The following is a 21,617-nucleotide window of genomic DNA, read 5'->3' on the forward strand; positions in this document are numbered from 1 at the left end:
TGTTGTTTATATGATAATCACATATTTAAGGAGATGACCCGGCGAAGAAGCCAGGTCACCGGGCACACTGAATATGCGGCAGGCGAGCGCTGCCTGGTTAGCGCGCCACAGACCAGTCCAGTGTCTTTGGCACAGCCTGATGATCGCAGAACAGGTGCCCGACTTCCGGCACGGCATAGCAGCGATCGCCGCGCTGGGGTCTGCGGGCATTGAACTCGGTGTGGCTGATGCCGACTTCCCAGAGTTCATCGCAGGCCCAGCCGTCCGGTTTCAGTTCGATACGCACTTCAGCGCCAATGACGCTGATCGCTTCTATCTGGAACGGCAGATGCGCCTCTTCAGTGGGCGCCTGGGTCAGGCGGACTTCATGGGGGCGCAGGTAAAGCTGGGCGTCGTCATTGTCGCAGCTGTCCGGCAACCGCACCCAGGCATTGCCCTGACGGATAGTGCCTTCGCTGATCTTGCCGCTCAGGACGTTCACCTGGCCGAGAAACTCGAATACAAAGCGGCTGTCAGGCCGGGCGTAGAGTTCCAGCGGTGAGTCCATCTGCTCGATGCGCCCATTACTCATCACCACGACCTGATCCGACAATTCCAGCGCTTCTTCCTGATCGTGGGTGACAAATACGCTGGTGAAATGCAGCTCGTCATGCAGGTTACGTAACCAGCGGCGCAGGTCTTTTCGAACCTTGGCATCCAACGCGCCAAAGGGTTCGTCCAGCAGGAGTATCTCCGGGCGCATAGCCATCGCACGGGCCAGGGCAATACGCTGTTTCTGGCCGCCGGACAACTGGACAGGATAGCGACCGGCCAGATGGTCCAGCTGCACCATCTCAAGCAGATCGGCCACCCGCTTGCGAATTTCGGGCTTGGACGGACGCTCCTTGCGCGGTAGCACGTCCAACCCGAAAGCCACATTCTGTGCCACGGTCATATGGCGGAACAGCGCATAGTGCTGAAACACAAACCCGACCCGGCGGTCGCGCACATGCAGCTGCGTGACATCGCGGCCATTGAACAGCACGCGGCCCTGCTCAGGGTTTTCGAGCCCGGCGATAATGCGCAGCAAGGTCGTCTTACCGGACCCGGAAGGCCCCAGCAATGCTGTCAGCTGACCATCGGGAATCGTCAGGTCGATATCGTGCAGCGCCTGGAACGTGTCAAAAAACTTGTTGATACCCTGAACTTCGATACTCATGGACAATCCTTAAACGCGGCTCTGGCGCCACTCCACAATAGCTTTGGCAACGAGTGTCAGCAGTGCGATAGCAGCCAGCAGGGACGCCGCAGCGAAGGCGCCCACGATGTTGTAATCCTGATACAGCAGTTCAACGTGCAAAGGCAGGGTGTTGGTCTCTCCACGGATATTGCCGGATACCACCGACACCGCACCAAACTCGCCAACCGCCCGGGCATTGGTCAGGATCACGCCGTAAAGCAACGCCCAGCGAATATTGGGCAGGGTAATGCGGCGGAACAACTGCCAGCCAGAGGCGCCCAGAACAACACCGGCCTCTTCCTCCTCACTGCCTTGCTGCTGCATGAGCGGAATCAGCTCACGCGCAACAAACGGGCAGGTTACAAAAACCGTCACCATGACGATGCCCGGCCAGGAGAACATCAGCTGAATATCATACTCACCCAGCCACTGACCGGCCCAGCCGTTACTGCCGTACAACAACAGATAGAGAAGCCCGGCCACCACCGGCGACACGGCAAAGGGGATATCGATTAAAGTGGTCAGCACCTTGCGGCCAGGGAACCGGAAACGGGTCACCAGCCAGGCGAGGAAAACCCCGAACACCATATTCAGCGGCACGGTCATCAGGGCAACCACCAGCGTCAGGCCGATGGCATCCAGTGTGTAATCATCAAGGATGTTGCCTGCGTAGCCCGTCCAGCCCTCGGAAAGCGCCTGAACAAAGATCAGCACCAGTGGCATAAACAGCAGCAGGACCGTCAGCAAAACAGCGGTGCCGATCAGCAGGCGGCGTACCATTGGGCTGTCGCCAACGCGACGATGTTTGGGAGTGGCCATGCGCTAGCCTCCGTTCAGGCGCTTGAGATAGCGCCCCTGCCAGACGTTGATGACAAGCAGCAATATCAACGACGTCACCATGACCACCGCGGCAATCGCGCTGGCTGCAGGAAAGTCGTATTCCTCAAGCCGAACAAAAATCATCAGGCTGATGACTTCGCTGACGTAGGGCGAGTTGCCGGCAATAAAGATCACCGCGCCGTACTCCCCCAGACTACGGGCGAATGACAAGGCGCCACCCGTGACGATCGCCGGCCAGAGTGTGGGAAACAGGATACGGCGGAACACCGTGGCGTCGGAGGCGCCCAGACTCACGGCAGCTTCCTCGTCTTCCGGGGCAAGTTCTTCCAGCACGGGCTGAACAGTGCGCACCACAAAAGGAACGCTGGTAAACGCCATGGCGATCACAATACCCAATGGCGTAAATGCGACCTCAATTCCTATTTGCGACAGGAGCTGGCCATACCAGCCATTCTCGGAGAAGAGCGTCGCCAGGGTGATACCGGCCACGGCTGTCGGCAGCGCAAACGGCAGATCCATGATGGCATCCAGAAAGCGCTTGCCGGGGAATTCATAGCGCACCAACACCCAGGCCATCAGCAGGCCGAATACACAGTTGAACAGCGAAGCCGCCAGTGCCGCGAGCGCCGTGACTTTGTAGGACGCCACCACACGTGGGTCAGTCACAACGAACCAGAACTGCTCCCAGCCCATACCACCCGCCCGGATCACCAAACCGGTGATCGGCAGCAATAGAACAAGGCTGATGAAGAAGAGCGAAATGCCGAGGCTCAGACCGAACCCCGGCAATACGCGTTTGGTACCCGAAGCGCTCAGCCGTTTGGCCGGGCGCCCGGAGGTGTCAGTGGTAGACATTAACTAAGAAGCCTGTGATCAAGTCTATTGGCGATTCTGCAAGTCTTGAGACCTTGCCCGGAGGCATTTCCCCTGAAAGCCAGAATCGCCAATGGACCTGATCAGAGGCTGCACTCCTTAACGCTGGCGCTGAAGCTGGTCGAGCTTACCACCGCTGGCGAAATGGGTCTTCATCGCATTGTCCCAGCTACCGGCAATTTCCTTGATCGAAAGCAACTTCACTTCAGGGAACTTGTCCGCATTCTCGGCTTTTACCGTCTCGTTGTGGACACGATAGTTGAAGCCGGCCAGCAGGCGCTGTGCGTCTTCAGAGTAGAGGTACTGGAGGTACTCTTTGGCCAGCTTTTCGGTACCATTTTTCTCGATATTCTTATCGATCCAAGCCACCGGGAACTCGGCCAGGAAGCTCACTTTGGGCACCACAACCTGCAGGTTCTTGCTCGGGTTGAGGGCAGGGATATTATTGACCTCGGACTCGAAAGTCAGCAGAACATCGCCCAGACCACGCTCAACAAAGGTCGTGGTTGCGCCGCGGCCACCGGAGTCGAAAACCTTCACGTGGCCCAGCAGCTCACTCATGAACGCATCGATTTTTTCCTGATCGTCACCGTACTTTTCCTGTGCGTATCCGAGCGCCGCAAGATACGTGTAGCGGCCGTTACCGGAGGTCTTCGGATTGGGCATGATCAGCTCGACACCTTCCCGCACCAGGTCATCCCAGTTGTGGATATTCTTGGGGTTACCATCGCGTACCAGAAACGCCATGGTGGAGTAGTAGGGGGAACTGTTGTTTGGCAGGCGTGATGCCCAGTCTTCAGGGATCAACTTGCCACGTTCAGCCAGTACGTTGACGTCCGTAACCTGATTGTAGGTCACCACGTCAGCGCTCAGGCCCTGCATGATCGCACGAGCCTGCTTGGACGAACCGGCGTGGGACTGCTTGATATTGACCGTCTCGCCGGCCTCTTCCTGCCAGTGTTTGGCGAACAGTTCGTTGTAGTCGGCGAACAGTTCACGGGCAATATCGTAGGATGAATTCAGCATCTCGCGATCCTGAGCCGACGCCGGACCGGTAAACAGTGAAAAAGCCAGCGCCAGAGCACCGACCCAAAGCCCCTTACGGGTGCGACTTGCAGACAGCGAAGAGTTCAACATAGCGGCCAGAAGATCCTATATTCGAAATGAGAATAAAATATCGTTAGTTTAGAACCATAAAATAAGCGAACGAACTAAAAACAACAATAGGGGGGTGTAGACCATTTGAGACTGTCGTTGAAACCAACAGTTATAAAGGCAGGAGCAAGGGCATCACGCTGGCGTAGAATGCCCTGCTCAGGGACAAGATCAAGCGCTTTTCATTTATCGGAGCTGCACATCATTTGCTGTCAGGAAATACCTGCTTCCAGTCCTTTTTCATATCAATGACGACCCATCCTCGCCCCGGTGCTTCTTCAAGCCCCTTGTCGAATTTACCTATGGCGGAGTCCCGGTCATAGGCCCATTCCCGCTCGGCATCGGTGTGATGCAGTAACACGCCCAAACGGGCAGTCTTGTCCCCGGTTTCCCGGGGAATCGTGGTGTACTCCAGCATCTGCAGATCGCCATCAGAATTGCCTACCGCCATGATGGGCCGGCGACCGATATGACGATAGATACCCACAGGTTTGCCTTCTTTGTCGTCCACCAACACCATTTTCCCGGTCTTGATGATCCTGGGCACCCCATTCTGCATGTCATATCGGGCATCGCTCGTGGTGCCAACAACCTGCTCAGGAGGAATGCCGTAAGTCTCTTCCGCAAACGCCCGAATAAAATCGATGCCACCGCCAGACACAATATAGGTTTTAAAGTCATTGGCGCGGAGGTAATCCAACAATTCAAGCATGGGCTGATAGACCATTCGGTTGTAGGCCATGTTCCTGGTGGGGTGCCTGGCCGTCGCCAACCATTCACTTACCGACGCCTTGAATGCCTCACCAGAGATGTCCGAGTGGGCCGTCAGCAGGGCTTCCGTCACACCTTCCATACCAGTGGCTTTCAAACCCTTGGCATTAGCAGCAAGTGCGCTTTTGAACGGTTCTGTGGTTTTCCACTCGGGATGATTCGGCGCCATTTCGCGAAGCCGATCCAGCGCATAGTAGACCTGGAAATAAACCGGCTGCTCCGCCCAGAGCGTACCGTCGTTGTCCAGCGTCACGATACGGGCTTCAGCCGGCACAAAATCTGATGAGTTTTTATCCGTCACGCGTTGGACAAAATCGACAATCGAGGTCTTCGTCTGCCCTTCATTCCATGATGGCAACGGATCATTCTCAGCCGAGGCCAGAGCACTCACAGTGAACAGCGCCAGAACGGCGATCAAGCGGATCCATTGTTTTCTCATTTGGGAGAACCTCCACTGTTTTAAATTCAGAAACACTGCTTTGAGTGCCCGTGCGTGCGTCGACTTTTAAATGTAGTCCAATTCTCGTTACAGAATGGATTCGGCGACAACAGCTTCTGATACGTCGGCCGCCAGCAGGACCGCAACAGCGGCATTACCGATGCAGCGATGTGGAATAAGAAGATGAATATCCATGAGCAGAATCCCTCTTGAACCACGCAGCTAAAGTGAATGAGTGGCGTCCTGCTGACGGGCAAAACGACGACACGACACGATGTCATGAAACGCCAACACAACCAGTATAGACAGCGGAAGAGAAAGACTACCAACTGAGGAGAAGATCTTGAGTTTCTTCTTATAATCTTATATAGATTAACAACATAGCCAGAGAGATCGGCCTGCGCTCTGCTTCCGACAGCGCAACAACTCTCCAATATGTAGCCGTCCACGAATACAAACGAAATACCCAGAGCAAACATCCCGGGCAGCCAGGCTTTCGCCCGCCGCATTCACAAATGGCTGAAAAGGTGACCCGATGACCGCTGACCAGATTGGTTTCGCCCTCCTGATACTCGCCGTATTGCTGTTTCTGGGCAAATGGGTACGCATGCACTGGCGGCCCGCGCAGAAGCTTTTCCTGCCGGCCTCCATTCTTGCCGGTGCAATCGGCTTGCTGTTGGGTCCCGGCGTATTGGGCCTGGTCGTTCGTTCAACCGCAGGGCCGGATGCAGCGCTGGCCCAGGGCGCGATACCGGAATCCATGCTCGAGCTCTGGAGTGAGCTGCCGGGCCTGCTGATCAACGTGGTGTTTGCCACCCTGCTATTGGGCGTGCCGCTACCGAAATGGAAACACGTCTGGAACCTCGCCGGACCGCAGCTCGCCTTTGGTGTCTCGCTGGGTGCGGGCCAATACGTGATCGGGATTCTGATCGCCGCACTTATCCTGACGCCCTTTTTCGGCCTGCCCTTGATGGCCGGTGCACTCATCGAGATTGGCTTTGAGGGCGGACACGGCACTGCGGCGGGTCTGCAGGAAGTCTTCACCGACCTGAATTTCCCCGAAGGCGCAGACCTCGCGGTTGGCATGGCCACCGTTGGCGTTATCTCCGGTATTGTCGGCGGCATCATTTTGATCAACTGGGGCGTACGCAACGGCAAAAGCGCCGTCTTGGATAAAAATGTCGGCACGATTCCCCCCAGCCAGCAGCGCGGACTTGTGGACAAAGAGGACCGCCCTGTAGCCACCGGCGGCATGACCGTTCGATCAGAATCCATTGAACCTCTGACCCTGCACTTCGCCTTCATTGCCATGGCCATACTGGTGGGCATTGGCATCCTTGAAGGGTTGGTCTGGATTGAGAAACATACCTGGGGCAGCGGTGAGAATGGTATCGAGCTGCTGGGGGCGGTGCCGCTGTTTCCGCTGGCCATGATCGGTGGCCTGGTCGTGCAGCAGTTGCTCACACGTTTCGACAAGAACGATTTGCTTGATCGCGCCACCATGGTCCGCATTCAGGGGCTTGCTCTGGACATCCTGATTGCCGCGGCAATTGCCAGTCTGTCGCTGGCGGTCATCGCATCCAACCTCATGCCTTTCATTCTGCTGGGCGTTGCCGGCATTGCCTGGAACGTGTGCCTGTTTCTTTGGCTTGCCCCGCGCGTTATCCCGAAATACTGGTTCGAGCGCGGCATCGGTGACATTGGCCAATCCATGGGGGTCACGGCAACCGGTCTGATCCTGATGAAAATCGCAGATCCCGACAACAAGACCCCGGCCTACGAGGCCTTTGGCTACAAACAGATGGTGTTCGAGCCCTTCTTCGGTGGTGGCCTCATCACCGGCATCGCCTTGCCCGTTATCTACAACTTCGGGCCCTGGCCGCTGTTCGGCGTGATGCTGGCGCTGGTGGTGCTCGGTATCGGCTCGGGACTGCTCTATTTCGGCAAACTAAAAGAGTAGGGGCTAAGCGATGATGCCTGAAAGCACCCCAACGCTGGCGCGTCAGCTATTCTGAAAAGGCTTCCGGACAAAGGGTGTTCGGTGAGAGTAAAAAGGAGTCACCGGGCACCGATGGATCCGATTATCGCAACGGCAGCACAGGCGCTGGCTCAGGGCAAACCGCTGGATGCGCTTAATTTTGTCGCCCTGCGGGGCGACGCACCAGGCCTCGCCCTTCGGGGTATTGCCATGGCACAGCTTGGCGATCTCGTTCGGGCCAAGGGGCTGCTAAAGCGTGCCGCCCGCGCCTTCGGCCCAAAGCGGGCAGTCTCCCGCGCACGATGCCGGGTTGCCGAGGCGGAAATCGCACTGGTTTCCCGAGATCTGAGCTGGCCCGCCGAGACACTCACCTCTGCATGGCAAACACTTGAGCACCACGGCGACTCGATTAATGCCGCCCATGCTCGCCATCTCGAAATACGGCGCCTGCTCCTGATCGGGCGTCTTGACGACGCCGAGCACGCACTTTGCAGCGTTAACCCCGCGGGCTTTCCGCCAGCGCTCAAAACGGCACATGAGCTGGTCATCGCCGGAATCGCGATACGACGTTTGCAAACCGACACCGCACGCGCGGCGCTCGCCCGCGCGCGGAGCAGCGCAGGCCAGGCCGGCATTCCCTCGCTCGCAGCCGAAGTTGAAAGCACTCAAGGCTTACTGACCTCTCCCGCAGCAAGACTGATGTCCCGTGGCACCCAACGCCTCCTTTTGCTTGAAGACGTCGAAGCCCTGGTGGCATCAAAAACCCTCATCGTCGACGCATGTCGCTATGCCGTGCGAAATCAGAGCAGCACCATTTCGCTTACCACCCGGCCGGTTCTTTTTACCCTTGCGCGCACGCTGGCCGAGGCCTGGCCCCATGACGTGTCCCGGGACACGCTTATCGCCCAGGTCTTCAGGTTGAAAGGCGGCGAAGACTCTCATCGAGCCCGCTTGCGAGTCGAAATTGGCCGACTCCGCAAAGCCATCAGCCCGCTGGCCGGAATCAACGCCACCAGCACTGGCTTTATCATCGAGCCTCACCAGAACATCGACGTTGCCGTGCTGGCCCGGCCCGTTGATGAACGACATGGCGCCTTGCTCGCGCTGCTGGCTGACGGCGACTCATGGCCCAGCTCGGCTATTGCGGTTGCCCTTGGAGTCAGCCAACGCACGGTGCAACGTGCACTTGATGCGCTCGTGGAAGCAGGCAAGGTGCAATCGTTCGGCCAGGGGAGAGCCCGCTGCTGGATGGCGACCCCGGTTCCGGGATTCACGACAACTTTGTTACTCCCTGGCCTTTTGCCCGATGGCTAGACTTGGTCCATGCAGTCCATCAACCGGGAGACGAACATGAAACAAACAGCAGCAGAGATTCTGTGCGAATACGGGCCATTCAATGAAGCCGATGCCGTGCATGGCGTGAGCTTTGACGGCCAGCATGTCTGGTTTGCGTCGGGAGACAAGCTCAACGCCCTTGATCCGGAGAGTGGCAAAACCGTCAGATCGCTCAACGTAACCGCCAATGCCGGCACGGCTTTCGATGGCCGACACCTGTTCCAGATCGCCGGCGATCGCATCCAGAAGATTAACCCGGATAACGGCCAGGTGATTGCCACTATCCCGGCACCCGGTGAGGCCTGTTCAGGCCTTGCCTGGGCCGAAGGCGCGCTTTGGGTGGGCGGCTACGAAAACCGCAATATCCAGCAGCTGGATCCGGAAACCGGAAAGGTGCTCAACACCCTGGACTCCGACCGTTTTGTAACCGGCGTGACCTGGGTTGATGGTGAGCTCTGGCACGGCACCTGGGAAAACAGCGAGAGTGACTTGAGGCACATCAGGCAGGATACCGGCGAAGTATTGGAAAGTATCACCCTGCCAGCCGGCGTGGGAGTTTCCGGGCTGGAGTCCAACGGCGGCGACCGATTCTTCTGCGGCGGTGGCGGCAGTGGCAAGCTGAGAGTCGTTCGTCGGCCTGGAAGAACCGGTTAGCCCGGTAAGTTCACGGTCGTTTCAGCTCACCCCATTCCCTGCCTGGCGGCGCCCTGTAGAATAGAGTGCATCTCGTGACTCAAAAGGCGCCGCCACCATGATCGATTTTCGCAGTGACACCGTTACCCGCCCCACACAGGCCATGCGCCAGGCGATGGCCAGCGCGGAAGTCGGCGATGATGTGTATGGCGACGACCCGACCGTCAACGGCCTGGAAGCCTACGCCGCTGACAGGTTCGGCTTTGAATCTGCACTGTTTACCGCAACCGGCACCCAGGCCAACCTCCTGGCCATCATGAGCCACTGTGGTCGTGGCGACGAGTACCTGTGTGGCCAATCCGCTCACAACTACCGCTACGAAGGCGGCGGCGCGGCGGTGCTCGGCAGTGTTCAACCGCAGCCTATTGAGAACGAGCCCGATGGCAGCATCGACCTGAACAAGGCGCGCGCCGCCATCAAGGCCGACGACTTCCATTTCGCCATGACCCGCCTGCTATCACTGGAAAACACCATCGGCGGAAAAGTGCTGTCGCTGGATTACCAGCAAAAGGCACGTGCCTTTTGCGACGATCATCAGCTTCTATTGCACCTTGATGGCGCCCGGGTCTTTAACGCAGCAGTCAAAACCGGCTGTGATGTCACGGAGATAACCCAGCACTACGACTCGGTGAGCGTCTGCCTGTCAAAAGGGTTGGGCGCGCCGGTAGGCTCACTGCTGTTGGGTTCGGAAGCATTTATCAAGCGGGCCACACGCCTGCGCAAGATGCTCGGCGGCGGTATGCGTCAGGCGGGCATTCTGGCGGCAGCAGGGCGCATCGCGCTGGAACAGGGGCCACTGAGATTGCATGAAGATCACGACAACGCCGAGTACCTGACGGCCTGCCTGGCCGACCTTCCGCAGCTGGACATCAACCCGGCCTTAACCCAGACCAACATCATCTACGCCCGCTGCCGATCCGGTCACGCCGTGGCATTACGTGACGCGCTGGCCGGGCAGGGCATCCTGATCACGGCGGGCGATCCAATTCGGTTTGTGACCCACCGGGATATAAGCCGACAAGACGTCGATCAGCTCGTTGTCGCCATCAAACAGTTTTATTCAGGCGCATAATCCTCGGTAACGACGCCCCTCGAAACAGGCTGACCAAAGCAGGGCGAGCCAGGCCCTCACATCGGGGACATTTCATCCTGCAGGTCATTCTTCAGTTCTGATGGCTCTGTTATCCACAGGGTCTTGTCCAGCCCCGGGAATACACCAACTTCCAGACCATCGCTCTCAAGCCCGGGCACCCATTTCTTGAAGAACTCCGGCAGGGAAATGCTCTTTGGCTTCAAGTCCCCCGCACCTTCGGCATAGTCCAGAGCAAACTCCGAGCGTGGCCAAACTGGCAGATACTCAACATCACCGTCTTCCGATACGATTTTCAGGAAGCGGTTTTCGGCATTTACCAGTATCCAGATCTCACGATCTTCGGCGACTTCGCTCAGAAAATAGTCGTAGCGTTCTTCGCCATTCAATTCGAGCACACTTTGTAGCTGGTCATCACTCATGGTTTAACTCGCTTATCGAATTTTTGCCTCGCCGCTGTGGCATTTGGTGGACTCAACGCCTGATCAATGCCATCGGCAGGGTAGACCGCTATCCTATTCGCTAGCGGCGTCAGTGTCTCGTCTGGCGCGCCCGCTGAACACAACAACACACTAAAGCCACCTTCGGGCCTCGGCAATCACCGTATTCACCCTGCCAGGCGTGAACCTGTTGCGGTTAATACCGAGATACAACGTTTCGCTGACCGGATGAGGGAGCTGATGGCATGTAATCAGTTCCGGTTTCGGAAATGCATCGACTGCGTGGGCTGGCAATACCGTAAACCCCATCCCCATACTCACCGGTTCGAGAATCAGGCTGATCTGGTTGGAAAAGCCCTTCCTGGCAAACAGGTTACTGTGCTGGAACTCGGGATAATTCGCGCCGAGCAACAAGGCAGCATGATGGGCGCCGTCAGGGTGATCGATGAACCCTAGCCGCAACAACGTCTCCCAATCCGGGTTTCTCACTGTCGACGGCGTCACCAGAAACAGCGCTTCCCGGGCGATGGGCTGACAGTTCACTTCATCTACAGTGGAGAGACTTGTCATGAACCCGATATCCACGCTGTCACCGGCGATGGCTTTTTCCACATCGGCGTTCGGTGCAAACCGGTAATCGATCGTCAGTTTCGGATGCTGTTGCTGCAGCGCCAGTAGATGGGGATACAGCTTGAGGCCCACACTGCCCGGCGACATCACCCGCACGGCCCCCTCATATGGCGGATCGTCTCCAACCCGCTGCTCAAGATCTGACAATGACCGGATGATTTGCCGCGCCTCACGGTACAGGCGCTCACCGGCATCCGTGAGTGTGAACTGCTTGCCCTGCCGTACCAGCAACGGTCGCCCCAGCAGCTGTTCGAGCTTGCGTACATGCTGGCTGACGCCAGATTGCGTCATAAACAGGCGCTCTGCAGTACGAGTGAAATGCCCGACTTCAACAAGCGTGCAAAAACTGCGCAGCAAAACCGGATTGATCATAACAAAATATACTCATTAACATGACAAACGATAATTTTACGTAATCATCAAGTCTTTGTAACCTGACTTCAACGTTAATACAGGAGGAAAGGTTATGAGCAACGTCTACCCGAGAAACTTCTCACACATTGGCATTTCAGTGCCCAACCTGGAAAAAGCCGTTGAGTTCTATACGGAAGTGATGGGCTGGTACCTGATCATGGCACCCACCGACGTCATTGAAGACGACAGCCCCATTGGGGAAATGTGCACTGACGTGTTCGGGGCAGGCTGGGGCAATTTCCGTATCGCCCACCTGTCTACCGGCGACCGGATTGGCATTGAGCTCTTTGAGTTCAAGAACCAGGAAAACCCCGAGAACAACTTTGAGTACTGGAAAACCGGCGTATTCCACTTCTGTGTACAAGACCCCAACGTCGAAGAACTGGCCGAGCGCATTGTGGCAGCCGGCGGCAAAAAGCGGATGGAGAAGCCTCGCTATTACTATCCCGGCGAGAAGCCCTACCGCATGATTTACATGGAAGACCCGTTCGGCAATATTCTGGAGATCTACAGCCACAGCTACGAGCTGGTATACAGCGAGGGCGCCTACTAAGGCTGAAGCCAACCGGCGTTTATCCGGTCAGGGGCGGGCACAAGCGGTCCGCCCCTTCTCATTGCATCATCGCCCCTGGGCGCCCCGGCGCAGCCAGTCATGCACAAAGGCGAGCTTGCGGCGCGCAACGTCCGACAGCACGAAGGGGTATAGATCCGACAACCCCATCGCGCGATTAACGTGATTGATCCCCACCGCCAGTGTGGCGGCAACTTGTATCAGCCGCTCGGCATCCGGTTCCGAATAGGGATCCCAGTTTTGACTGGGCAGTTCTGGCGAAGTCAGACCCGCTGCCACGAAACTGTCGCTGATATCCGTCAGGTGCAGTATGTGCGCGGCTGTTTCGGCCCAGTCTTCGTGCGGGTGTGTGGAGGCATAGCTGGTCAGGAAGTTCTGGTTCCAGTTGGGCGGCGGACCATTTTCATAGTGTTGCTTGAGAGCCGCCGTGTAGTCCGCACGCTCGTCGCCGAACATGGCACGGAAGCTGTCGAGGAAATCGTCGCGCAAACTCAACCGCCACCAGAGCATGTGGGCCACTTCATGACGCATATGACCGATCATGGTCCGGTAGGGCTCGTGAAGTGCCTGGCGGCGCGTAGTGCGCAGCACGGGTTCAGCTTCGGCCACACTGATAGTTACAACGCCCTGGGCATGGCCCATAAACACCGGCGTCTCACCTTCCGCCAGCATGTGAAAGACCGGGCGAACGCCGGGATCTTCGGGACGGAACCAGTGCCAGCGCCCGAGATTATCCAGCGCCCACCGTTTGGCGGCTTCTGTATTGGCCCAGTTGGGAATCGCATCGGGAATCGAAGGGTCCGGGGCCAGCGCTGTCATTGCACAGGAGCGGCAGAACGCGCCTTGTTCCGGCGCGATCCAGTTGCAGCCGATCACCTCACGGTTCGCGCAGAAAGGCGGCATGGGAAGAAAAGCCCGAGCCTGAGGATCGTAAGCCACAGGAGTGCCGTCGGCAGTAGCCAGGTTGTCGAACCAAAGTGAACCAGAACCAACGGGATTGGCGAAGACACGCATACAAAGGCCTTCTGTCAGATAAGGAAACCGACTACCGACACTACGCCTCTATCGGCCTATTAGAAACGTAAATCGGTGACGATTCTGAAACCGGTGCCGCCCGGTTATCGCGAACAGGTCGCCACTATGCGATTTCCATCAGGTGATGGTTGTCCAGTTTCTGTATCACCACAAAGCCCAAGCGCTCGTATAAACGCCGCGCACCCTCGTTAGCGTGCAGCACCTGGAGGCGAACCGGCACGCCTCGTGAGCGCGCATCGGCAATCAATTCGCGCAACAGTGACGATCCCAAACCCTGGCCCTGGTGATACGGGCTGATCTGGATCTCCTGAAGCCAATCGTAATCGTCGCGTTGCTCCAGAATCAGAACACCGATTCGTTCCGTTCCGGATTGAATGATCCGGGCTGCACGTGGCTCCTGCCATCTGGAGAAGAAGATCTGCCGCTGTAAGGCGTCATCCCAGCCACCAAACTGACGCACCACAACTTCACGGTAAGCCGCACAGTTCAATTCATAGAGCCAGTCAATGTCGTCTGCACGCGACTGTCGAAGGGTGTAACGCATGGGGTCGGTACTGCCTGTTGATACTGTTGGATGCAGGTAAAAGCCTGTCTCGAATCGTTGCCTTCCAGCAGAATCGAGGGTCACGCATTGGCACTCGCCTGGGCATACCTGCTAAAAAGCATCTCTAGAGATCAAAAAACAAGCCGACGGCCTTAATTTCACCTTCATTATCTGAGAGATACAGGTGCCAGAGCACATCCTCTTCCGCCAGTTCGTATCGGACTCGCCAGAGCACAAGGTGCTCTTTCACCTTACTGAAATGCCCCAGGTATTCAATCGACGCGACCGTGCCCAGGGGTTCCAGGCTTGTCGCCGCCTCTATAAATTCTTCCTCCAGTAACTTCCCTTCCATGTCGGGAATGAGCTCAACAAGCTGGCCGTAATCTGCATCTGAATGCGCTTTGATAATGCGCTCGATGATTGGCCGCCCGATCTGTTCCGCGCTTTCGCTGTTAATCTGATTCGTCATATTCTCTTCTCTGTGGGCTAAATGCTGAACGGGGCGTGCCTTCGAAAAATATCCGCTCGGGTTTCTGATTGATACGACCAGCGCATAGCGGTTGAGCTTAATCCGCCGCCTTGGGTGCTTTAAGGGCTTTGCTGTAGTAACCCGAGGGATCGAAACAGCACACTCGCCGCTTGCCCGATGCCAGCATGTCACAGGCATCGCCAATTCGCTTGTCACGGGTCTTGAGTTGCTTGGCTGAAGTGACCCAATGTATCCAGTCCAGACGTGCGATGGTCGTTGTATCATCCCAGACCGCCCGAGCCTCTGGCGACGCTGCTAACGCCTCTAGCAGGTCAGCCGGTACTTCAGGTTCGGGTTCCTGCTCCACCGGCATGATCTCAAACGTCGCCACATCACCTACTTTCACACCGGCTGCTTCGAGTAGCGCGCCGTCTACCCGCAGCCAGTGACTGAGCTGACCGTCGGGCTCGAGTGTCGCCTGAAAACCATGGCCGTTAATCGTGCCCTCTACGCTTGTTCGACCTCGCCGGGGAAGCTTGGCGCTTGCACCTTCAGGTAGAACCACAAAGGCCCACGAGGCATCGTCGCCCGGGTTAGCAGGGCGAAGCAATTTTGCATCAAAGCTGGATTTCGTGTCGTTCTGCGTCATTTTATTCCACCTCAGAAATCCGGGGGTGCTGGATTCAACATCTGCCCGACAAGGAAGCCCTGCCGTCCATCGGCCTCGCACAGACATCGTCACTCTCAGTCTGCCGCAGCGAAGTGCGCCATCTGGTCTGCATACGCTTTCTGAAAAGCCGGGCGAGACGTAGCGCGCTCAACATAGTCACGACAAGCAGCGTATTCCAGCAGACCCTCAAAGCGGTCGATCAGGCGCAGAACGTCAGCCATCATTATATCGGCGATGGAGAAAGTTGGGGTTAGCCATTCGCGGCCTGCCAAAACCGTCTCCATGTGCCGGAGCCTGGCCTTGAGAAACTCGTCCAGATGCGCCCGCCCCGGCGTTTCAGTGACGTCGCCAGAGAACTTGAATATAGTCCAGGGCAGGCTTGCCGCCTCGACAGAATTGAGCGCCGCGAAGAGCCACTCGATCACTTCTGTGCGCGCACTCCGATCGGCAGGCATCAACGCGTCACTGCGCTCACCCAAGTGAAGCAGAATCGCGCCGCTTTCGAAGATGGACCGGTCGCCATTGGTCAGCCAAGGGACTTGTCCGAAAGGTTGATGCGCAAAATGTTCCGCACCCCTGTCGCCGAACGGCACGCTCTCGACGCGATAGTCGAGTCCAGCCTCTTCCAGTGCCCAGCGCACACGCATGTCGCGCACATAGCCCCTCGGCAGTTCCGGAACCCAATCAAAAGTAGTGAGAATTAAATCCGCCATTCAGTGTCACCATTTCCAGGCAGCGACGTATCCAATGCTGGGCATACGCCCCACCATCCTTAAATCCACTTTTGTAGTTTGTTATATGTTGCTGGTTGCAGCTTCAGCATTCCGTTCACCGCGCAGCACTAAATATAGCAGCGGCCCTGCAGAAACAAACACCGCTGTCACAATGAAAAATGGCACAAGATAACCCAAGCCTTTGCCTCGGTTTTTCGCATCCTGGTACATCCAGACACAGGCCAAGACGGCGAGGATATAGAGATCAATGACAACCTGAGCGGTGTCCGGACTGGACATCAGCTGGAAGCCAAACGCCAAGAGCGACTGCTCTGCGCCTGCCATAACCCAAAAGGTGAAGCCCATAAACAGGCACAGAATAATCAGCGGGAACTTCGAGACTCTCATAATCTTCCTTGATTGGGGGATATCCACGCCCTAATTGACGCGTTTTTTAAGTTTTTGAGCTTCGATCGCAATACAAAACACATCCAAGCGCGCAGTTATCGATGCGTGTCTATTGAAGTGGGGGAAGTGCATAGCGAATTTGATGGCCTTGTTAAGCTCGTGCACCTAGACCGATGATCAAGACTGTTTCCTTGACCGGAACGGCAAGGTAAAAATGCTCGCCATAGAATCGCGAACTAACATCAAAACACATTGCTTGCCGCGAGCGCAGAGGATCAATTTCCGGCTCTAGTTCTCGATAGGACATTTGGATGAACTCAACAATGTCCCAACCAAAAAGCTCGCGATGGATTTCCTCACCGCCTTCTAGCCTTGAGAAAAGATGTTGATCCAGATGAGTTTCAAGCTCGGCGTATCCAATTGCGGTTTTGCCGATAATCGTTGTCTCCGCATCGATACCTGAAAAATAGGCCTTCAAGCTGTTCTCAACATCATCTTTCAGCGGTGTAGTTAGCGACCAAAAGTCGCACCGATTCCCACTCAATCTTCTAAGCGCAAGTAGGTAACCTTCTATTAGATGGGAAACTGTCTCTATATCCATTTTTGTGCTTAACAGTGGTTAGATAGAACGCTTCGATATTGCACAAACCTGACCGCTTCATTATTACTGACAAACATCGAACGCCATCTTTCTTATTTTTCAAACAACAACTTACGAATATCAGGCATCACCATCCTGCAATCGCGCTGCCTCTATTATTTGCTCTTTCAATAACACTGTATAAACAACCGCACTATGACGGTAGTGCTCATCGTCCCGATTTCTTGGTACCCACCTTCGCCTCCGCCGTTAGCGGATCTTCCGGCCACGGGTGTTTTGGATACCGCCCGCGTTGTTCCTTCCTTACTTCCGGGTAGGCTTGCGTCCAGAAGCTTGCGAGATCTGCCGTTACCGCCAGAGGGCGTTGAGCCGGGGACAGCAGGTGGATGACGACGGGCAGGCGTCCGTTTGCCAGTTTGGGTGTTTCGGTCCAGCCGAACAGGGTCTGGAGTTTGGTCGATAGTACCGGGCCATTGTCGGTAGTGTAGTCCAGCGTGACACGTTGGCCTGTCGGGATTTCCAGAGTGGTAGGCAGTTCACGGTTCAGGGTCTGTTGGCGGGGGTAATCCAGCAGGGTGTTGAGTGCGTCATGCAGGTTGATCTGTTGCAGCCCTTTCCAGTTACGGACGCCGGCGAGGTATGGGGCCAGCCAGTTTTCGACAGTTTCGAGCAGGGCGTGTTCGCGGGTGTCGGGCCAGTGTTCCGGTTCAAGGGTGCGCATGTGCTGTACGCGGGCACACCACTGGCGGGCGGTGTCGGTCCAGGGAAGGCTGTGGATGCCTTTTTCCCGCACGGCGGTGAGCAGGCCGAGCTGGATTTGTTCCGGACCAGGGTCAGGCAACGCTTTTTGTTCGAGTATAAGTGCGCCGAGGCGTTTTACCCGTTGAGCGGTGACGGTGCCGCGGGCGTCATCCCAGCGGGCGTCGTCGGTGAGGGTGATGTGGGCTGCGAGATCGGTTTCCAGTTCTGCCAGATCCACAGATGCTGCAAGGTAAATTTGCGATTCGCGGGTCTGGCCATCAAGTTCGGCGGCCACCAGCCAGGGGCTTTGGCCGAGCCCGTCTTCATCTCGCAAACGCGCGCCACGGCCATTACTCAGCTGATAACGGCTGGCATCACCGGGGCGTCGCCGCGCAATGCGATCCGGGTATGCGAGCGCTAACAAACGTCCGGCGGGAAGGCTATCGTCCCGGTCTTGGGCTTTGCGGTCTGGCAGTAGTTTATCGACTGCATGCTTCAGTGCATCGAGCCGGCCCCGATCGAGATTGGGGGCACGGTACTCGCCGGTCAGCAGTTGCAGCCGGTGCGTCATATCAGCGCCGGCATGGGGGCCGAGAAAATCCCGCTCGCCCAGCAAGGCGGCCAAGCGGGCAGCCGTCACCGGATACCCCATTTCGCGTCCCAGCAGCACCATGTGCGCCAGTCTCGGATGAATACCCAGCTCCCGTGCGGCCCGGCCGTGTTCGGTGATCGCACCTTCGTTATCCAGCAGGTCTAGCCATTGCAACAGCGTCACGGCCTGGGCCCAGTGAGCAGACGGCGGCGGATTGAGCCATTCCAGATCTGCCGGATCACGCGCGCCCCATTGCGCCAGTTCCAGCGCCAGCGGTGCCAGATCGGCTTCGAGGATTACCGGCGCGGTGAAGGCCGCGAGACCTTGCTGTTCGGACTCACTCCACAGCCGATAGCAGACACCCGGTTCGATTCGGCCCGCGCGCCCTTTGCGCTGTTCGGCGGCGGCCTGGGAGAGCCGGCCGGTGGTCAGGCGGGTCATGCCGCTGTTGGGGTCGAACACGGCACGGCGTGCCTGGCCTGCATCGATCACAACCCGCACGCCATCGATGGTCAGGCTGGTTTCGGCGATGGCAGTGGCCAGTACGATTTTGCGCTGGCCTTCCGGTGCAGGCTGGATGGCGCGGTCCTGCTCTTCACCTTTCAACTGGCCATAAAGTGGTGTCAGGTGGGTGTTGGGTGGCAAATGGGGGCGAATCAGGCGCTCCACCAGCCGGATTTCGCCCGCGCCGGGTAGAAAAGTGAGGATTGAGCCCGTTTGAGCCGCCAGCGCCTCGCGGATCACTGCAACCACGTGATCCGGTAACCGGGGTGGCCGATGGGATGACGGCGGTAACGGCCGATAGTGCACGTCGACCGGGTAGGCGCGGCCTTCGCTGGTGAGCACTGGCGCGTCGTCGAGCAATTTGGCCAGGGGCGCGGTGTCCAGCGTGGCGGACATGACGACGACGCGCAGATCATCCCGCAGGGCCTGCTGGGATTCCCGTACCAGCGCCAGGCCCAGATCCGCCTGCAAAGACCGCTCGTGGAATTCGTCAAACAGGATGGCGGCATAGTCTTCCAGCGCCGGGTCCTGCTGGATCATCCGGGTCAGGATACCTTCGGTGACGACTTCAATGCGGGTGCGGGCTGATACGCGGGTATCCAGCCGGGTGCGGTAGCCGACGGTTTCGCCAGGCTTCTCACCCAGTTGCTTCGCCATGAAGGTGGCTGCCGCACGGGCGGCGATACGGCGCGGTTCCAGCATCAGAATGCGGCCATCGCCGCGCCAGTTTGCACCCAGCAGGGCAAGTGGCACACGAGTGGTTTTACCGGCCCCCGGTGGCGCCTGCAACAGCACGGTGGTGTGGTCGGCGAGGGTGGTGAGCAGGTCGGGTAACAGGGCGTCGATCGGTAGCATGGTCACGATGATGCCGGGAAACGACGCCAACGCCTAGTGCACTGTCAGTATGAAGCGTTAAAGCTGCCAGTTGGCCGATAGAGTGCCAAAGCGTAACGCCTCTTTGCTGGTTTTATCAGGGCTGGTGGAGGCCTTCAGCGTGAAGGCAGCCTGGAAGCCCGGAAAATGCCAGCCAACACCAATACCCGCATATCCTACAAATGGCCTTTGTTCGAACGTGTAGGGGCCTGAGCGGTCATCCAGATAGGAGTAGGGCACCCACTCCGTGCCCAGCCCGGCAAACAAAGACCAGCCGGCAGCAGTCGCGTCTGTCGCACCCGGTAAGCCGATGGTTGATGATGCACCGGAATAGTCGGGAATGAAATTGTGGGGCAGATGGGTGCCTATACGCCATGCGACGCCCAGTTCGGCATTGGTGATGAAGTTGGACAAGCGCACGCCGGTGCCCCAGGTTATTTCGGAAGTAAAGTCATCAGCACTGGTGGCGCGGAGCAGTCGCTCGGCGTGTAATGCCTGGATACCGCCAATGGCATCGTTGCCGAGCTGATTGTCCCAGCCTTTGGGGTTATCGCTACCCGTGAGTTTATGCGCCCACTTCTGGGCATTTTCGGCGCCGGATTCCGGGCCCACTACGCCGACGATTAAGCCGTAACCGGTAATGCTCCGATCATTCCAGCTCCAGAGCATGGCAACGCCTGACAGATAGCCCGCATAGGGAGTGTCATCATATTGGGGCGTCGTCGCCTCAATGTTTTCGGGAGTAAACATCAACTGACTCAGGCTGAAAGCGACCCCGTGATGGTTACCGACGTCGCCAATGCCGGGCAGCCATGCCAACCCCTCGCTCGCATGGTCTGCCAGGCATAGATGACAGCGGTCAGGGCCGCCGCTGGCCGCTTCCGTCAGGTAAGAGAAACGTAGGCCATTGGTATAGCCTTTGTCCGAAGCCGCCAGCAGGTCATTGTCCCAGGACAGGTTGAGCGTGTCGGCCTGCACCGTATGAGCCCCCACCAGAAAAAAGAAAATGCCTGCGCGTAACGCAGAGGACGATTGACTCATAGGGGCAAATGGTTCCGATGTCACATCATATTTTCAGATTCGGGGCAGGCAGCGGCTATCTGTATTGGAGCACCGCTGCCCGGTTGGGCACAGGCAAATGATTAGAACTTGTACGTTGCCAGCACACTGCCAAACAACTGATTGGCGTCGCCCACGTCTTTGACGATCGGGCTGTCTGCCGCGTCACCGTAGAGCCGGCTGTAGCGGGCGATCAGCGAGACGTTGAGCTTGCGGGTGAGGTAATAACTGAGACGACCGTTCAGACTGGTTCTGAAGTGGCTGTCGTCCGCACGGTAGGCGTCGAGGCCTGATCGCGCGGCATCCGCTGCCGAAACACCGTAGAGCGAGTCGTTCCAGTCGCTGTCAGCCCAGGTTGCGCCGGGTCCGATGGCATAGCTCAGACGCTCGGTTATGCGGGCACGGTAGCGGACGTAGCTCCGCAGGCGCCAACCTTCGAGATCGCCAGTGACAGGGGTGGCCAGATCGGAATCCAGCTCCCAGTGGCCCGACTGCCAGTTGAGTAACACGCCGGCCATAGCGCTGTCGCTGACATCATCAAAGGCACTGATCGCGCCTTCGTTGTCCCGGCCGCGGGCATAGGAGATGGTCGGTGCGAGGGTCCAGTTTTCAGTCTGGATGACCTTCCAGCCGATGCCTCTGAGTATATCCGCAAAAAAACGCCCTTTGCTCACGCTGAAATAGGGAAGCGGTATGGCGGCATAGCTGTCAGCACCGCGATATTCCGGGGCAATACCAACACCCAATCCGGCCATCACCTGCCAGTCATCTTCAGCGCTGGCGCTCTGGGATGATTTGCTGGCACGGGGTTTTTCATTGTCGGCATCTTCGCTCTGGGCGGCCGCAGTGCCGGTCATGAGACAGACGCTTGCCACCAGCGCCAGCGGCATCCAATTACGTAATATCATTACCCTATCCTTACTTGTTCACGTATCCAAACACCCGATGTCCGAGGTTATA

The 21,617-nt window shown here is 57.5% G+C and carries 22 protein-coding genes; 5 read left to right on the top strand and 17 right to left on the bottom strand.

Annotation, left to right across the window (positions count from 1 at the left end; all coding sequences use genetic code 11):
• Positions 1-97 precede the first annotated feature (97 nt).
• From ACUN9X_RS02410 to ACUN9X_RS02430, 5 genes are all read right to left on the bottom strand, one after another.
• Positions 98-1,198: a sulfate/molybdate ABC transporter ATP-binding protein gene (locus ACUN9X_RS02410; RefSeq protein ID WP_260037310.1), complete on the bottom strand. Its 1,101-nt coding sequence runs from the start codon at positions 1,196-1,198 to the stop codon at positions 98-100.
• A gap of 9 nt (positions 1,199-1,207) precedes the next feature.
• Entirely contained in the window at positions 1,208-2,038 is an 831-nt protein-coding gene (cysW, locus tag ACUN9X_RS02415) for a sulfate ABC transporter permease subunit CysW (RefSeq protein ID WP_445472081.1), read from the bottom strand.
• Positions 2,039-2,041: 3 nt separating this feature from the next.
• Positions 2,042-2,914 (bottom strand): sulfate ABC transporter permease subunit CysT, encoded by an 873-nt coding sequence (cysT, locus tag ACUN9X_RS02420; RefSeq protein WP_445472082.1) that lies wholly within the window; start codon positions 2,912-2,914, stop codon positions 2,042-2,044.
• Between the two features lie 117 nt (positions 2,915-3,031).
• A complete protein-coding gene (cysP, locus tag ACUN9X_RS02425; protein WP_260037313.1) occupies positions 3,032-4,069 on the bottom strand; it encodes a thiosulfate ABC transporter substrate-binding protein CysP in 1,038 nt (345 codons plus the stop codon).
• A gap of 220 nt (positions 4,070-4,289) precedes the next feature.
• Positions 4,290-5,297, bottom strand: a complete 1,008-nt coding sequence (locus tag ACUN9X_RS02430; RefSeq protein ID WP_445472083.1) for an HAD family hydrolase — start codon at positions 5,295-5,297, stop codon at positions 4,290-4,292.
• A gap of 535 nt (positions 5,298-5,832) precedes the next feature.
• Between ACUN9X_RS02430 and ACUN9X_RS02435 the strand changes: the two genes are divergently transcribed.
• From ACUN9X_RS02435 to ltaE, 4 genes are all read left to right on the top strand, one after another.
• Entirely contained in the window at positions 5,833-7,257 is a 1,425-nt protein-coding gene (locus ACUN9X_RS02435) for a sodium/glutamate symporter (protein WP_445472084.1), read from the top strand.
• 111 nt (positions 7,258-7,368) lie between these two features.
• On the top strand, positions 7,369-8,589 hold the full coding sequence (locus ACUN9X_RS02440; protein ID WP_445472085.1) for a helix-turn-helix domain-containing protein: 1,221 nt from the start codon (positions 7,369-7,371) through the stop codon (positions 8,587-8,589).
• A 36-nt stretch (positions 8,590-8,625) separates the two neighbouring features.
• On the top strand, positions 8,626-9,264 hold the full coding sequence (locus ACUN9X_RS02445) for a Vgb family protein (protein WP_445472086.1): 639 nt from the start codon (positions 8,626-8,628) through the stop codon (positions 9,262-9,264).
• A 97-nt stretch (positions 9,265-9,361) separates the two neighbouring features.
• Positions 9,362-10,375, top strand: coding sequence for a low-specificity L-threonine aldolase (gene ltaE / locus ACUN9X_RS02450; RefSeq protein ID WP_445472087.1), 1,014 nt, complete (start codon positions 9,362-9,364; stop codon positions 10,373-10,375).
• A gap of 56 nt (positions 10,376-10,431) precedes the next feature.
• Here ltaE and ACUN9X_RS02455 read toward each other — a convergent pair whose 3' ends face one another.
• Together ACUN9X_RS02455 and ACUN9X_RS02460 are read right to left on the bottom strand one after the other, a co-directional pair.
• Positions 10,432-10,815 carry a DUF2750 domain-containing protein gene (locus ACUN9X_RS02455; protein WP_260037322.1) on the bottom strand — a complete coding sequence of 128 codons (384 nt, stop codon included), beginning with the start codon at positions 10,813-10,815 and terminating at the stop codon, positions 10,432-10,434.
• A 150-nt stretch (positions 10,816-10,965) separates the two neighbouring features.
• Positions 10,966-11,835: a LysR family transcriptional regulator gene (locus ACUN9X_RS02460; RefSeq protein ID WP_445472088.1), complete on the bottom strand. Its 870-nt coding sequence runs from the start codon at positions 11,833-11,835 to the stop codon at positions 10,966-10,968.
• A gap of 94 nt (positions 11,836-11,929) precedes the next feature.
• Between ACUN9X_RS02460 and ACUN9X_RS02465 the strand changes: the two genes are divergently transcribed.
• Positions 11,930-12,430 carry a lactoylglutathione lyase family protein gene (locus ACUN9X_RS02465; protein ID WP_445472089.1) on the top strand — a complete coding sequence of 167 codons (501 nt, stop codon included), beginning with the start codon at positions 11,930-11,932 and terminating at the stop codon, positions 12,428-12,430.
• A 66-nt stretch (positions 12,431-12,496) separates the two neighbouring features.
• Here ACUN9X_RS02465 and ACUN9X_RS02470 read toward each other — a convergent pair whose 3' ends face one another.
• The 10 genes from ACUN9X_RS02470 to ACUN9X_RS02515 form a co-directional block, all read right to left on the bottom strand.
• Positions 12,497-13,462 (bottom strand): zinc-binding metallopeptidase family protein, encoded by a 966-nt coding sequence (locus ACUN9X_RS02470; RefSeq protein WP_260037324.1) that lies wholly within the window; start codon positions 13,460-13,462, stop codon positions 12,497-12,499.
• Between the two features lie 124 nt (positions 13,463-13,586).
• Positions 13,587-14,027, bottom strand: a complete 441-nt coding sequence (locus tag ACUN9X_RS02475) for a GNAT family N-acetyltransferase (RefSeq protein ID WP_445472090.1) — start codon at positions 14,025-14,027, stop codon at positions 13,587-13,589.
• A 124-nt stretch (positions 14,028-14,151) separates the two neighbouring features.
• Entirely contained in the window at positions 14,152-14,496 is a 345-nt protein-coding gene (locus ACUN9X_RS02480; RefSeq protein WP_445472091.1) for a hypothetical protein, read from the bottom strand.
• Between the two features lie 97 nt (positions 14,497-14,593).
• Positions 14,594-15,145: a YdeI/OmpD-associated family protein gene (locus ACUN9X_RS02485; protein ID WP_445472092.1), complete on the bottom strand. Its 552-nt coding sequence runs from the start codon at positions 15,143-15,145 to the stop codon at positions 14,594-14,596.
• Positions 15,146-15,240: 95 nt separating this feature from the next.
• Entirely contained in the window at positions 15,241-15,879 is a 639-nt protein-coding gene (locus tag ACUN9X_RS02490) for a glutathione S-transferase family protein (RefSeq protein ID WP_445472093.1), read from the bottom strand.
• Positions 15,880-15,960: 81 nt separating this feature from the next.
• Positions 15,961-16,287 carry a DUF2834 domain-containing protein gene (locus ACUN9X_RS02495; protein ID WP_445472094.1) on the bottom strand — a complete coding sequence of 109 codons (327 nt, stop codon included), beginning with the start codon at positions 16,285-16,287 and terminating at the stop codon, positions 15,961-15,963.
• 151 nt (positions 16,288-16,438) lie between these two features.
• Positions 16,439-16,888: a hypothetical protein gene (locus tag ACUN9X_RS02500; protein WP_445472095.1), complete on the bottom strand. Its 450-nt coding sequence runs from the start codon at positions 16,886-16,888 to the stop codon at positions 16,439-16,441.
• 208 nt (positions 16,889-17,096) lie between these two features.
• Positions 17,097-19,580 carry an ATP-dependent helicase HrpB gene (gene hrpB, locus ACUN9X_RS02505; RefSeq protein WP_445473167.1) on the bottom strand — a complete coding sequence of 828 codons (2,484 nt, stop codon included), beginning with the start codon at positions 19,578-19,580 and terminating at the stop codon, positions 17,097-17,099.
• Between the two features lie 57 nt (positions 19,581-19,637).
• Complete coding sequence (locus ACUN9X_RS02510) at positions 19,638-20,639, bottom strand: lipid A deacylase LpxR family protein (RefSeq protein ID WP_445472096.1); 1,002 nt, start codon at positions 20,637-20,639, stop codon at positions 19,638-19,640.
• Positions 20,640-20,740: 101 nt separating this feature from the next.
• Positions 20,741-21,565 (bottom strand): MipA/OmpV family protein, encoded by an 825-nt coding sequence (locus ACUN9X_RS02515; protein WP_445472097.1) that lies wholly within the window; start codon positions 21,563-21,565, stop codon positions 20,741-20,743.
• Positions 21,566-21,617 lie beyond the last annotated feature (52 nt).

The organism is Marinobacter sp. V032, assembly GCF_052645435.1.

What these genes read in the sequence shown, in the direction of transcription:
- ACUN9X_RS02410 (WP_260037310.1), bottom strand. Translation starts at nt 1,198, where the DNA reads ATGAGTATCGAAGTTCAGGGTATCAACAAGTTTTTTGACACGTTCCAG.
- cysW (WP_445472081.1), bottom strand. Translation starts at nt 2,038, where the DNA reads ATGGCCACTCCCAAACATCGTCGCGTTGGCGACAGCCCAATGGTACGC.
- cysT (WP_445472082.1), bottom strand. Translation starts at nt 2,914, where the DNA reads ATGTCTACCACTGACACCTCCGGGCGCCCGGCCAAACGGCTGAGCGCT.
- cysP (WP_260037313.1), bottom strand. Translation starts at nt 4,069, where the DNA reads ATGTTGAACTCTTCGCTGTCTGCAAGTCGCACCCGTAAGGGGCTTTGG.
- ACUN9X_RS02430 (WP_445472083.1), bottom strand. Translation starts at nt 5,297, where the DNA reads ATGAGAAAACAATGGATCCGCTTGATCGCCGTTCTGGCGCTGTTCACT.
- ACUN9X_RS02435 (WP_445472084.1), top strand. Translation starts at nt 5,833, where the DNA reads ATGACCGCTGACCAGATTGGTTTCGCCCTCCTGATACTCGCCGTATTG.
- ACUN9X_RS02440 (WP_445472085.1), top strand. Translation starts at nt 7,369, where the DNA reads ATGGATCCGATTATCGCAACGGCAGCACAGGCGCTGGCTCAGGGCAAA.
- ACUN9X_RS02445 (WP_445472086.1), top strand. Translation starts at nt 8,626, where the DNA reads ATGAAACAAACAGCAGCAGAGATTCTGTGCGAATACGGGCCATTCAAT.
- ltaE (WP_445472087.1), top strand. Translation starts at nt 9,362, where the DNA reads ATGATCGATTTTCGCAGTGACACCGTTACCCGCCCCACACAGGCCATG.
- ACUN9X_RS02455 (WP_260037322.1), bottom strand. Translation starts at nt 10,815, where the DNA reads ATGAGTGATGACCAGCTACAAAGTGTGCTCGAATTGAATGGCGAAGAA.
- ACUN9X_RS02460 (WP_445472088.1), bottom strand. Translation starts at nt 11,835, where the DNA reads ATGATCAATCCGGTTTTGCTGCGCAGTTTTTGCACGCTTGTTGAAGTC.
- ACUN9X_RS02465 (WP_445472089.1), top strand. Translation starts at nt 11,930, where the DNA reads ATGAGCAACGTCTACCCGAGAAACTTCTCACACATTGGCATTTCAGTG.
- ACUN9X_RS02470 (WP_260037324.1), bottom strand. Translation starts at nt 13,462, where the DNA reads ATGCGTGTCTTCGCCAATCCCGTTGGTTCTGGTTCACTTTGGTTCGAC.
- ACUN9X_RS02475 (WP_445472090.1), bottom strand. Translation starts at nt 14,027, where the DNA reads ATGCGTTACACCCTTCGACAGTCGCGTGCAGACGACATTGACTGGCTC.
- ACUN9X_RS02480 (WP_445472091.1), bottom strand. Translation starts at nt 14,496, where the DNA reads ATGACGAATCAGATTAACAGCGAAAGCGCGGAACAGATCGGGCGGCCA.
- ACUN9X_RS02485 (WP_445472092.1), bottom strand. Translation starts at nt 15,145, where the DNA reads ATGACGCAGAACGACACGAAATCCAGCTTTGATGCAAAATTGCTTCGC.
- ACUN9X_RS02490 (WP_445472093.1), bottom strand. Translation starts at nt 15,879, where the DNA reads ATGGCGGATTTAATTCTCACTACTTTTGATTGGGTTCCGGAACTGCCG.
- ACUN9X_RS02495 (WP_445472094.1), bottom strand. Translation starts at nt 16,287, where the DNA reads ATGAGAGTCTCGAAGTTCCCGCTGATTATTCTGTGCCTGTTTATGGGC.
- ACUN9X_RS02500 (WP_445472095.1), bottom strand. Translation starts at nt 16,888, where the DNA reads ATGGATATAGAGACAGTTTCCCATCTAATAGAAGGTTACCTACTTGCG.
- hrpB (WP_445473167.1), bottom strand. Translation starts at nt 19,580, where the DNA reads ATGCTACCGATCGACGCCCTGTTACCCGACCTGCTCACCACCCTCGCC.
- ACUN9X_RS02510 (WP_445472096.1), bottom strand. Translation starts at nt 20,639, where the DNA reads ATGAGTCAATCGTCCTCTGCGTTACGCGCAGGCATTTTCTTTTTTCTG.
- ACUN9X_RS02515 (WP_445472097.1), bottom strand. Translation starts at nt 21,565, where the DNA reads ATGATATTACGTAATTGGATGCCGCTGGCGCTGGTGGCAAGCGTCTGT.